This window comes from Mesorhizobium onobrychidis, from assembly GCF_024707545.1.
Taxonomy (GTDB): domain Bacteria; phylum Pseudomonadota; class Alphaproteobacteria; order Rhizobiales; family Rhizobiaceae; genus Mesorhizobium; species Mesorhizobium onobrychidis.
Genome location: NZ_CP062229.1, coordinates 4,206,707 through 4,218,665, shown reverse-complemented (window position 1 = coordinate 4,218,665; position 11,959 = coordinate 4,206,707). Strand labels below are relative to the sequence as shown.

Annotated in this window: 10 protein-coding genes; 7 read left to right on the top strand and 3 right to left on the bottom strand. The window is 64.3% G+C overall.

The features are described from left to right. Positions 1 to 10: 10 nt before the first annotated feature. Both secG and tpiA read right to left on the bottom strand, forming a co-directional pair. Positions 11 to 496, bottom strand: coding sequence for a preprotein translocase subunit SecG (secG, locus tag IHQ72_RS20930; RefSeq protein ID WP_258116965.1), 486 nt, complete (start codon positions 494 to 496; stop codon positions 11 to 13). Between the two features lie 178 nt (positions 497 to 674). Next, positions 675 to 1,442 (bottom strand): triose-phosphate isomerase, encoded by a 768-nt coding sequence (tpiA, locus tag IHQ72_RS20925; protein WP_258116964.1) that lies wholly within the window; start codon positions 1,440 to 1,442, stop codon positions 675 to 677. Positions 1,443 to 1,586: 144 nt separating this feature from the next. Between tpiA and IHQ72_RS20920 the strand changes: the two genes are divergently transcribed. The 6 genes from IHQ72_RS20920 to lexA all read left to right on the top strand — a co-directional run bounded on the left by IHQ72_RS20920 (position 1,587) and on the right by lexA (position 7,953). Further along, on the top strand, positions 1,587 to 3,479 hold the full coding sequence (locus IHQ72_RS20920) for a SurA N-terminal domain-containing protein (RefSeq protein ID WP_258116963.1): 1,893 nt from the start codon (positions 1,587 to 1,589) through the stop codon (positions 3,477 to 3,479). Beyond that, positions 3,476 to 4,486, top strand: coding sequence for an anthranilate phosphoribosyltransferase (gene trpD, locus IHQ72_RS20915; protein WP_258116962.1), 1,011 nt, complete (start codon positions 3,476 to 3,478; stop codon positions 4,484 to 4,486). The genes IHQ72_RS20920 and trpD overlap by 4 nt, the downstream gene beginning before the upstream one ends. Before the next feature lie 4 nt (positions 4,487 to 4,490). Beyond that, positions 4,491 to 5,342: an indole-3-glycerol phosphate synthase TrpC gene (gene trpC / locus IHQ72_RS20910; RefSeq protein WP_258116960.1), complete on the top strand. Its 852-nt coding sequence runs from the start codon at positions 4,491 to 4,493 to the stop codon at positions 5,340 to 5,342. A 66-nt stretch (positions 5,343 to 5,408) separates the two neighbouring features. Then, entirely contained in the window at positions 5,409 to 5,906 is a 498-nt protein-coding gene (moaC, locus tag IHQ72_RS20905; protein ID WP_258116959.1) for a cyclic pyranopterin monophosphate synthase MoaC, read from the top strand. Then, entirely contained in the window at positions 5,906 to 7,111 is a 1,206-nt protein-coding gene (locus IHQ72_RS20900) for a molybdopterin molybdotransferase MoeA (protein WP_258116958.1), read from the top strand. Before moaC ends, IHQ72_RS20900 begins: the two co-directional genes overlap by 1 nt. A gap of 104 nt (positions 7,112 to 7,215) precedes the next feature. Continuing rightward, positions 7,216 to 7,953: a transcriptional repressor LexA gene (lexA, locus tag IHQ72_RS20895; RefSeq protein WP_258116956.1), complete on the top strand. Its 738-nt coding sequence runs from the start codon at positions 7,216 to 7,218 to the stop codon at positions 7,951 to 7,953. Here the strand turns inward: lexA and IHQ72_RS20890 are convergent. After that, positions 7,947 to 10,403: a ComEC/Rec2 family competence protein gene (locus tag IHQ72_RS20890; protein ID WP_258116954.1), complete on the bottom strand. Its 2,457-nt coding sequence runs from the start codon at positions 10,401 to 10,403 to the stop codon at positions 7,947 to 7,949. The two genes, lexA and IHQ72_RS20890, sit on opposite strands and share 7 nt — an antisense overlap. 102 nt (positions 10,404 to 10,505) lie before the next feature. Between IHQ72_RS20890 and gltX the strand changes: the two genes are divergently transcribed. Further along, positions 10,506 to 11,930 (top strand): glutamate--tRNA ligase, encoded by a 1,425-nt coding sequence (gltX, locus tag IHQ72_RS20885; RefSeq protein WP_258116953.1) that lies wholly within the window; start codon positions 10,506 to 10,508, stop codon positions 11,928 to 11,930. Positions 11,931 to 11,959: the final 29 nt, after the last annotated feature.

Here is an 11,959-nt window from a genome sequence, read left to right as displayed (position 1 = left end):
CGTCTGCTGATTACTGGTTTGGAACCTGCGGCGTTACTGGCAGGGTGACGCCGTTTGTGGCCGGCGGCGTGGTCGAATCCGCCGCGGGCGGCGCAGCCGGCGCCGGGGCTGCGGCGTCATTTCCGGAAGGCGGCGTTGGCGCCGTATTGCCGGTAGGCGGCGTTGGCGCCGTATTGCCGGAAGGTGGTTTCGGCGCCGTGGTGCCAGGCAACTGGTTGAGCACGCCGCCCGCACCGTTCGTCGCAGGCACACGATCGAGAATGTCGATCGGCTTTTCGCCGTAACGGGCGACGATCGACAATGTCAGCGAGGTGGCGAAGAAAGCCACCGCCAGGATCGCCGTCGCCCGCGTCAGCGCGTTGGCCGCGCCGCGCGCGGTCATGAAGCCCGATCCGCCGCCGATGCCGAGGCCGCCGCCTTCGGAGCGCTGCAGCAGCACCACGCCGACAAGAGCGAGCACGACCATGAGGTGGACGACGATCAGTACGGTTTCCATAGTTTACCCTGGCAAAGCCTTGCGCGGCCGCGGATACGGCCGGTGATTTGGAGGCGGCTCAATACAATGCTTTGACGGCATTTCCAAGCCCGTGGCCGGAATATGGGAAGCGATGCGCCCTTTGCAACGATTTCCGCTGCGGCACAGCCTATCCGAAGTGCCCGACAGCCTTTCGATGCTACGAGATATTTCGATAGGCTTCGGCGATGCCGAGAAAGTCCGCCGCCTTCAGACTGGCGCCGCCGACCAGCGCGCCATCGACATTTTTCACGCCGAGCAGTTCCACCGCGTTCGACGGCTTGACCGAGCCGCCATAGAGGATGCGCATCTTCGCCGCGGCGCTGCCAAGCTTTTCCGACAGTTTTTCGCGAATATGCGCATGCGCCTCAGCAACGTCGGCGGCGGTCGGCGTCAGTCCCGTGCCGATCGCCCATACCGGCTCGTAGGCGATGACGGTATTCGACGCCGTGGCGTCGGGCGGCACCGAGCCGGCGACCTGGCGCGACAGCACGTCGAGCGTCGCGCCTGCCTCGCGTTCGGCTCTCGTCTCACCGATGCAGATGATGGCTACCAGTCCGGCGCGCCACGCGGCGGACGCCTTGGCCTGTACAATGGCGTCGTCCTCATTGTGATCGGCGCGGCGTTCGGAATGGCCGACGATGACGTGGCTGGCGCCCGCATCTTTCAGCATCTCGGCCGAAATACAGCCGGTATGGGCGCCGCTCTCCTTGGTGTGGCAATCCTCGCCCCCGGCCCGGACCGGCGTGCGCGACAAAATCTCTGCGGCATGCGCCAGCAGCGTCGCCGGAACGCAGACCAGCGCTTCGGTTTCCGCATCGAGCCCGCTCATAAAGCCGTTGCCGATCATCCTGAGTTCGTTGAGCGAGGCGCTAGTGCCGTTCATTTTCCAGTTGCCTGCGACCAGCGGGCGGATTCCTGGCGTCATGGGATTTGTTTCTCCGGGCGATATTCGGCTGCGTCCTCACTACCAAACTCAGCCCACAAAGCAATCGACAGTGGGCCGGAAGGACGCTATTGCGCTTGTTTCAGACTCGGCGCATGCGAAAATGCGCAAAAATCGGAAGTGACCATGCTTAGTATCTTGAGAAGCGCGGCGGGGACCTGGGTCGCGAAGGCGCTGCTGATATTGTTGGTGTTGAGCTTCGCCGTCTGGGGCATTTCCGGGCAGATGGTCGGTGGCTTTGCAGGCCACGACGCAGTTGTCACGGCCGGAGGCACCAAAGTGTCGATCAACGAGTATCGCCTCGCCTATGATCGCCAGATCAGCGTGATGTCGCAGCAATTCGGCCAGCGCATCAGCCGCGAGCAGGCGACGGCGCTCGGCCTCGACAACCAGGTGCTGGCGCAACTCGTGTCGGGCGCCGTCCTCGATGAGCAGGCCCGCAAGCTCGGGCTGGGGCTGTCCAAGGACCGGCTGGCCCAACTCGCGCATGAAGACCCGGCCTTCAAGGGTCCCGGCGGCACCTTCGACAGAAGGACTTTCGAATACATACTGCAACAGGTCGGCATGCGACCGGAAGACTATCTGAGGAATCGCGCCCAGGTGGCTGTGCGCCAGCAGATCGTCGAGGCGGTTTCGGACGGCCTCAAGGCCCCGGATACTTTCTTGAAGGCAGTCGCGCTTTATCGTGGCGAAGACCGCACCATTGACTATCTGACCTTGCCGAAATCGCTGGTCGAGCCGATTGAAGCGCCATCCGACACTGCGCTTTCAGCTTATTTCGAGGAAAACAAAAAGACCTATGCGGCGCCCGAATACCGCAAATTCTCCTATGTCAGGCTCGAGCCGCAAGACATCATGGATCTGAGCGCCGTGACCGACCAACAGGTCAGCGACGACTACAACAAGAACAAGGGGCGCTACACCACGCCGGAAACGCGCACCATAGAACAGCTCGTGTTCAAGACGCCTGATGCCGCGAAGGCCGCGCTCGATTCACTCAAGACCGGAGCGACCTTCGACAAGATCGTCGCCGCCGAGGGCAAGACGCAAGCCGACACGCTGCTCGGCACGCTGTCCAAGGACAAGATCGCCGACAAGGCGGTGGCGGATGCGGCGTTTGCGCTCAATGTCAACGAAGTCAGTCCGGTCGTTCAGGGCGCCTTCGGTCCGGTGCTGCTGCGCGTCACCGACATCAAGCCCGAAGTGGTGAAGCCGCTGGCCGAAGTGTCCGCCGATATCCGCAGGGATCTGGCGCTGGGCGAGGCAAGCCGCATTCTGTTGGACGTGCATGACAATTACGAAGATATCCGCGCTTCGGGCAGCACGCTCAAGGAAGCGGCCGAAAAACTCAAGCTGAAGGTCGTCACCATCGACGCGATCAATCGCACCGGCCTGAGGCCGGACGGCACCATCGTCAAGGACCTGCCGGAATCGCCGGAGCTCATCAAGGCGGTGTTCGACGCCGAACCCGACACCGAGAATCCCGACCTCACCACCGCCGACAACGGCTTCGTGTTCTACCAGGTGGAGTCGATCACGCCGGCCCGCGACCGCACGCTGGATGAAGTCCGCCAGAAGGTGGTGGCCGACTGGACGGCTGCGGAAACGACCAAGCGGCTCACCGCAAAAGCGGGCGAACTCGAAAAGCGTCTCGATGCCGGCGCCACGCTCGATGTGATCGCGAGCGAGCTCAAGCTCGAGAAGCAGACCAAGCGCGGCGTCAAGCGCGAGGCGGACGACGTCGATTTCGGCAAGGAAGGGGCGGCTGCGATGTTCGGCGAGGGCCAAGGCGGGACCGGATTGATCCCCTCGCCCACCGGCGACGGACAGATCCTGTTCAAGATCGCCGAAGTCTTCGAGCCTGCCGGAGCCGACGCCAGCTCGGTGCCGGACGAGGCGCAGAAATCCTTCACCTCCGGCATGTCCGACGACCTGCTCGACCAGCTGGTGGCGCAGCTGCAGACGCAATACGACGTTCGGATCGACCAGACCGCCGTTGCCCAAGCCCTGACCAGATGAGCGCGCTCAAGACCCATATCGCCAAGGTCGCCGCCGGCAATTCCCTTTCCTTCGACGAGGCGCGCGAGGCCTTCGACATCATCATGTCGGGCGACGCTACGCCCGGCCAGATCGGCGGCTTCCTGATGGCGCTGCGCGTGCGCGGCGAGACGGTGAGCGAGATTTCCGGCGCCGTCGCCACCATGCGCGCCAAGATGCTGCGCGTCGACGCGCCCGCTGGCGCGATCGACATCGTCGGCACCGGCGGCGACAATTCGCACAGCGTCAACATCTCGACCGCATCCGCCTTCGTCATCGCCGCCTGCGGCGTGCCAGTGGCCAAGCACGGCAATCGCGGACTGTCCTCGCAGACCGGCGCCGCCGACGTGCTGACCGCGCTCGGCGTCAAGATCGATATCCCGCCGGAAACGATCGGCCACTGCATCCACGATGCAGGCGTCGGCTTCATGTTCGCGCCGGCGCATCATCCGGCGATGAAGCATGTCGGCCCGATCCGCGTCGAGCTCGGCACCCGCACCATCTTCAACCTGCTTGGCCCGCTCTCCAATCCGGCTGGTGTCGTCAGGCAGATGGTTGGCGTCTTCTTGCCGGAATGGATCATGCCGGTGGCCGAGACGCTGAAGGCACTGGGCGCCGACCACGCCTGGGTCGCCCATGGCGACGGCTATGACGAGATCACCACCACCGGTGAAACCCAAGTGGCCGAACTGGTCGGCGGCGAGATCCGCACCTTTACGCTGACACCGGAAGCGGTTGGGCTGAAGCGGCACACCAAGGACGAGTTGCGCGGCGGCGATGCCGCCTACAACGCCCAGGCGCTGCGCGACATGCTGGGCGGCGCTGCCGGCGCCTTTCGTGATACGGTGCTGATGAACGCCGGCGCCGGGCTGGTGGTGGCGGGCAAGACGACGACGCTTGCCGACGGCATGGCGACGGCGGCGCAAGCCATCGACAGCGGCCGGGCGCTGAAAGTGCTCGACCGGCTGGTCGAGATTTCGAACGGATAGAGCCGTGTCTGATATCCTGCGCAAGATTGAAGCCTACAAGCGCGACGAGATCGCCGCGGCGAAGGCGCGCGTGCCGCTTGCCGAGATCAAGGCGCGGGCGAAGGACACCGATGCACCGCGCGGCTTTCTCTCGGCTCTTGAAGCCAGGCGCAAATCCGGCAGCTTCGCGCTGATCGCCGAGATCAAGAAGGCGAGCCCGTCCAAGGGCCTGATCCGCGCCGATTTCGATCCGCCGGCACTGGCCAGGGCCTATGCGAAAGGTGGCGCCGCCTGCCTTTCGGTGCTGACCGACGCGCCGTCCTTCCAGGGTGCGCCTGAATTCCTCACCGATGCGCGCAACGCCGTGACATTGCCCGCCTTGCGCAAGGATTTTCTGTTCGAGCCTTATCAGGTGTTCGAAGCCCGCGCGTGGGGCGCTGACGCCATCCTGATCATCATGGCGAGCGTCGATGACGCCGTGGCCAGCGAACTCGAAACGACGGCGTTCGAACTCGGCATGGACGCGCTGGTCGAAGTGCATGACGAGGCCGAGACGGAACGCGCGCTGAAACTGTCATCGCGGCTGATCGGCATCAACAACCGCAATCTCCGGACGTTCGAAACCAGCATCGAGACCTCGGAGCGGCTCGCGACGATGATGCCGGCAGACCGGCTGCTGGTCAGCGAGAGCGGTATTTTCTCGCACGAAGACTGCCGCAGGCTGGAACGGAGCGACATCGGTACGTTCCTCGTCGGCGAGAGCCTGATGCGGCAACAGAATGTGGCCACTGCGACGCGCCTGCTTTTGACGGGCAAGGCGCCCGCCATTGCATCGGCCCGAAAATCGGAATCGATTTTCGGAGAGCACGATGCATAGATTCAAAGTGTTAAAGCGTACTTTGCGCGTCCAGACAGACGCACGTCGCTCTAAGGTGACCTGACGATGACGGCCGCCCTCACCCATCTTGGCGCGAAAGGCGAAGCCAATATGGTCGATGTCGGCGACAAGGCGGAGACGACGCGCACGGCAATCGCCGAAGGTCTTGTCGCGATGCGGCCCGAAACGCTGAAGATGATTCTCGACGGCGATGCCAAGAAGGGCGACGTGCTGGGCACGGCGCGCATCGCCGGCATCATGGCGGCCAAGAGGACGCATGAGCTGATCCCGCTCTGCCATCCGCTGCTGTTGACCAAGGTATCCGTTGACATCGAACCGGACGCGACGCTGCCAGGCCTGAAGGTCACGGCGCTGGCCCGCGTCACAGGTAAGACCGGCGTCGAGATGGAAGCGCTGACCGCCGTCTCGGTCGCCTGCCTGACCATCTATGACATGGCCAAGGCGGTCGACCGCGCCATGGTGATCTCGGGCATCAGGCTGGTGGAAAAGACCGGCGGCAAATCCGGCGACTACAAGGCGGACGCCAAGGGGGCAGGCCAATAATGGCACTGCTTCCGGTCGCCGAGGCGCTCGAGCGCCTGCTTGAGGATGCTGCGCCCTTGCACGCTGAATGCGTCGCCCTGATGGACGCCGCCGACCGCGTGCTGGCGGAGCCGCTTCTGGCGCTCCACACCCAGCCGCCGTTCAACGCGTCCGCCATGGACGGCTATGCCGTGCGGGCCGAGGACGTCGCGTCCGTGCCCGCAAGACTTTCGGTGATCGGCATGGCGCCGGCCGGACGCGGCTTTGCCGGAACAGTCGGCCCGGCGCAGGCCGTGCGCATCTTCACCGGCGCGCCGCTTCCTGCAGGCGCCGACACCATCGTCATCCAGGAGAATGTCCGCGACCGCGGCGGCGGCAGCGTCGAAGTGACCGCGTCGACGGTTGAAGGCCGCAACATCCGCCGCCTCGGGCTCGATTTCTCGAAGGGCGACGTCCTGCTGGAGAAAGGCCGCCCGCTTGATCCGGCGGCATTGTCGCTGGCGGCGTCGGCCAACCACCCGCAGGTCAGCGTGGTGAAACGGCCGCTGGTCGCCATCATCGCCACCGGCGATGAATTGCTGCCGCCGGGCAGCGACCTTGGCCCCGACCAGATCATCTCGTCCAATGCCTATGGCGTCGCCGCCGCGGCCCGCTCGGTCGGCGCCAGCGCGCTCGATCTCGGCATCGCCCCCGACCGCAAGGAGGCGATCGCCACGCTGGTGAAACAAGCGGTCGACGCAGGCGCCGACGTCATCGTCACGCTGGGCGGCGCCTCGGTCGGCGACCATGACCTGGTCCATGACGTGCTGACCGGTGAAGGCATGACGCTCGATTTCTGGAAAATCGCCATGCGGCCCGGCAAGCCGCTGATGTTCGGGCGGCTGGGCGACATCCGCTGCATCGGCCTGCCTGGCAATCCGGTGGCGAGCCTGGTCTGCACGCAGCTCTTTCTGAAGCCGCTGCTTGCGCGGCTCGGCGGCCGCGCCTTCCGGCAGGACATGCGTCAGGCGCGGCTCGGCGCCGCCATGCCGGCCAACGATCTCAGGCAGGACTATGCACGCGCCGTGGTGAGCGAAGAAGCCGGCACGCTGCTGGCGACCCCGTTCGGCATCCAGGATTCCTCGATGCTCAAAATGCTGGCCGACGCCAACGGGCTGATCGTGCGCGAGCCATTCGCTCCCCCAGCCGCGACGGGCGCCGCGTGCAGCGTGCTGATGCTACGCTGAACAAAACGTCAACACATTCATTAAACTTTAAACGGTTGCGGAACACAACTGGAACAGATAGTGTTTGTTCTGGGTTTGTTTTTCTGATTCTGTTGGGGGTCGCGATGCTGACACGCAAACAACATGAACTGCTGATGTTCATCCACGAGCGGCTGAAGGAAAGCGGCATTCCGCCCTCGTTCGACGAGATGAAGGAAGCGCTCGACCTCGCCTCGAAGTCGGGGATCCATCGGCTGATCACGGCACTGGAGGAGCGCGGTTTCATTCGCCGCCTGCCCAACCGCGCCCGCGCGCTGGAGGTGCTGCGCCTGCCCGATTCGATCGCGCCCGGCCTCAATGCGGCGCGCAAATTCTCGCCAAGCGTCATTCAGGGCAGCCTTGGGCAGGGCAGCCTCGGACGACAGATCAAGCCGGCGCCTTCACGCATGCCTGCGGCCGGCAACGACGATGACGTCGTTGCCACCGTCTCGATCCCGGTGATGGGCCGCATTGCTGCCGGTGTGCCGATCGACGCCATCCAGCACCAGACGCATTCGATCTCGGTGCCACCGGACATGATCACCGGCGGCACGCACTACGCGCTGGAGGTCAAGGGTGATTCGATGATCGAGGCCGGCATTTTCGACGGCGACACGGTTATCATCCGCAACGCCGACACCGCCCAGCCTGGCGAGATCATCGTCGCCTTGGTCGACGAGGAGGAAGCGACGCTGAAGCGGTTCCGCCGCAAAGGTGCCTCGATCGCACTGGAAGCCGCCAATCCGGCCTACGAGACGCGCATCTTCGGGCCGGACCGGGTCAAGGTGCAAGGCAAGCTCGTTGGACTGATCCGGCGTTACTGAACGGCAGGCTTTTTGGGTTTCTCGGCCCTGCGGTATGGCGGCAGGCCCCTTGCCTCGCGCGAAAATCTCCGCTGCTCATGCCAAGGCCTATATGGCTGTCTGACGGCAAAATGGATTTCTGCGCGCGTCGTCGCCGATAGCGGATCGAAGAAGACGGCGGCACTGCCCATGCGAGCGAGCTGCCGTTTTGTGACGACGAGAACCAGCGGATTGCGGCAGGGATTGTAATAGGCTGTGGCATCGTCGATGACGATCAAATCCGCAAAGGCACAGGCTGGCCGTGCGGTTTTGCGGTCGTCGGCGAGCGCGATGATCGCGCCGGACGGGTGCCGGGCGAGGCACAGGCCGGCAGTGCAGTAGAAGGGCGCTCCCGGCGGCAGGTCGGCCGGGTCGGCGATGTCGAACCGCACGTCTCCTTTTTCGAATGTCTCCGGCTCGACAATGGTCGCTGAAACCAGCGCATGTTTCCAGTTGTCGGTGGTGAATTCGTTCGACCGCACCCGGTTGACGGCAAGTTCGCCGCCGCCGATCGGCAGCGCCACCAGATGCGCATCTTCCGAAATCAGCACGTCGGGGGTGCGCGTCTCGGAAATCGTCAGCAAGCCGGCGAGCGCAAAGGGAAGTGCCGCAAGCCGCAACCATGTCGTCGCCATCGTGGCGATGACCAGGGCGACCGCCACCAGCAGAACCGACTGCAACGAGATCAGCCCGACTGCATCGACCGGCGACCGCTCGGAGATCCATCCCGATATTGCAATCATGGCCGTCAGCCCCTTGCCCATCATGTATAGGAAAGGGCCGTCGAAGCCGAAAGGCATTGCCAAGGCGCTGACGACGGCCAGGAACATGACGACCGTGACGATCGGCATGACGGCCAGATTGGCGAACAGGCTGAGCGGCGAGACGCGCTGGAAGTGCCAGATGGCGAAGAGCGCGGTGGCGCTGCCGGCAATGATGGAGGTCATTGCGATGGTACCTGTACCAGCGGCGAGTTTTCGCGTGACGAAAGCGATCGGTGACCGTCGCTGTGGCGGCGTCGTGGCCTTGTCGGCACGATAGTCGGACCAGCCGGCATAGGCGCCCACGAGAGCAGCGGTCGCGGCGAAGGACATCTGGAAGCTTGGGCCGACCACCTCGTGCGGCGACACGACGATGACAGCGATGGCTGAAATCGTCAGATTGCGCATGGTGAGTGCCGCCCGGTCGAACAGCACGGCGACAAGCATTACCGCCAGCATGATGAAGCTGCGTTCAGCCGCGACCACGATACCGGAAAAGATCAGATAGGCAGCGATGGAAACGAGTGCGGCAGCAGCCGCATATTTTTTGACCGGCCGGCGCGACGAAAAATCGGGAAGCAGCGCAAAGGCGCCGCGCAGCAATCCCATGATGGTGCCGGCGACAAGGGCCATGTGCAGGCCGGAAATCGAGATGATGTGGTAGATGCCGGTGCGCCGCATCGATTCGTTTATCTCTTCGGGAATGCCGGCACGCACGCCGACGATCAGCGCGGCGGCAATCTCCCCCTCGGCGCCACCGATGCTGTCCCTGATATGGTCGGCGATGGTTTCGCGCGCCTTTTCGATCGAGGAAGAAAGCCGCGCGGCGAACGGTGCATCTTCGGAAACGACGATCTTCGGATTGCCGAGGAAAAAGCCACTGGCACCGATACCGGCGAAATAGCTGTCAAAGGAGAAGTCATAACTGTCCGGCCTAACCGGGCCAGTCGGAGGCAGAAGCCTCACATAGCCGGTTGCCACCGAGCCTGAGGTCATCTCAGCGGGAATTTTGCGTGCCGAAACCCTGACACGTTCCGGCGCATAACGCAGTGTCGGCCGGGCGGTCGACATCACGTCGATGGTCAGCCTGATCCGGCCGTTCGCCATCTGATCGAGCCTAACGACACGGCCGGTGAGCTGGGTCTGGATTTCCGAACCGAGCATCTGCGTTCCCACGCGCCAGGTTTCAACCTTGGCGGCGAGTACACCGAGTGCACACAGCAACGCTGCCATGAAGCACAAATGCGTTTTGCGCCATGAGCGCGTCACCGCCGCACACAATGCCGTGAGGACCACGACGGCAATGGGTTGCGGAAAGTCCGGTTCGACGGCAAGCGAAAAATAGACGATCACCCCGCATGCCAGAAAAACCGGCACCAGCAGGAAGGCGACGCCGCGGTCTAGTTCCAAGCCGGCTGCCGAGGCCACGCTGTTGCGGATACCGGATGGTGAAAGATGGCTGAGCTGTAGATAGAAACGAATGACAGGCCCGGGTGTTGGAGCCGGTGTTGGCGCGGCGCGGTCCGGCGAAAGAGGCTGAATGCCCGGGTGCGACGCAGGCAGCGAAACGGGTAGCGGCTCGGCGTGGGGAACGTCGGCAAACAGCGATCGTTCGCTGACGCTTGTGGTCGCGCCCTCGCTCTCGTCCGCGCCGCGGCCTGGTCCAGCCATCGGGTCTGCCCCTTGCGCCCTTGACCTCCTATGCTACATGAACGCGCGACGCGCGAAAGTCCGTGCAATCACATCCGTTTCCTGCGCTTGCCTGAGAGTTCCATGTCCGACAAGGTCGTCACCCGTTTTGCCCCCTCGCCCACCGGCTTCCTGCATATTGGCGGGGCGCGCACGGCGCTGTTCAACTGGCTGTATGCGAAACACACCGGCGGCACGATGCTGCTGCGCATCGAGGACACCGATCGTGAGCGTTCGACCGATGCGGCAACCGCCGCCATCCTCGACGGGCTCGCCTGGCTCGGCCTCACCTGGGACGGCGAGCCGGTATCGCAGTTCGAGCGCGCGCCGCGCCACCGCGCGGTCGCCGAGGAGTTGGTGCGCATGGGCAAGGCCTATTACTGCTATGCGACGCCGGCTGAACTGGAAGCGATGCGCGAGAGCGCGCGGGCCAAGGGCTTGCCTCCCCGCTATGACGGCCGCTGGCGCGACCGCGACCCGTCGGAGGCGCCGGCCGGCGCCAAGGGCGCGATCCGCATCAAGGCGCCGGCCGACGGCGAGACGGTGGTGCATGATCTCGTGCAGGGCGAAGTCCGCTTCCCCAACAAGGATCTCGACGATTTCATCATCCTGCGCTCGGACGGCAATCCGACCTATATGCATGCCGTCGTCGTCGACGACCACGACATGGGCATCACCCACATCATCCGCGGCGATGATCATCTGACCAATGCCGCCCGCCAGATGGTGATCTATCGAGCCATGGGCTGGGACGTGCCGTCGATGTCGCATATCCCGCTGATCCATGGCGCCGACGGCGCCAAGCTGTCGAAGCGGCACGGCGCCCTCGGCGTCGAAGCCTATCGTGCCATGGGGTACCTGCCTGAGGCACTGCTCAACTACCTGGCGCGGCTCGGCTGGAGCCACGGCGACGACGAGGTCATGTCGATCGCCGACATGATTGCCTGGTTCGACATCGGCGACGTCAACAAGGGGGCCGCCCGCTTCGACTTCGCCAAGCTCGAGGCGCTGAACGGCGTGCATATGCGCCGCATGAACGACGCCGAATTGCTCGATATCTTCATCAACACCTTGCCCTATCTCGAAGGCGGCCCGGCGATCGCAGCGCGCCTCGACGACACGCGCAAGGCACAGTTGCTCGCCGCGCTGCCAGGCTTAAAGGAGCGCGCCAAGACGTTGGTCGGACTGGCCGACGGTGCCGCCTTCCTGTTTGCCGAGCGGCCGCTGCCGATCGACGAGAAGGCGGCTGGATTGCTCGGCGGTGAAGCGCGCGAGATCCTGCGGGGCGCCCACGCGGCGCTGGAGGCGATTACAGGCGATTGGGCGGCCGAAGCGGCGGAGGCTGCGATCCGGGAATATGCGGTGGCCGGCGGCCATAAGCTCGGCGCTGTGGCCCAACCTTTGCGCGCCGCGCTCACCGGCAAAAGCACCTCGCCCGGCGTGTTTGACGTGCTTGCCGTGCTTGGCCGTGAGGAAAGCCTGGCGCGCGTCGCGGATCAAATCGATTAGCAAAACTGGCCCAAGAAGATTGGCATTGA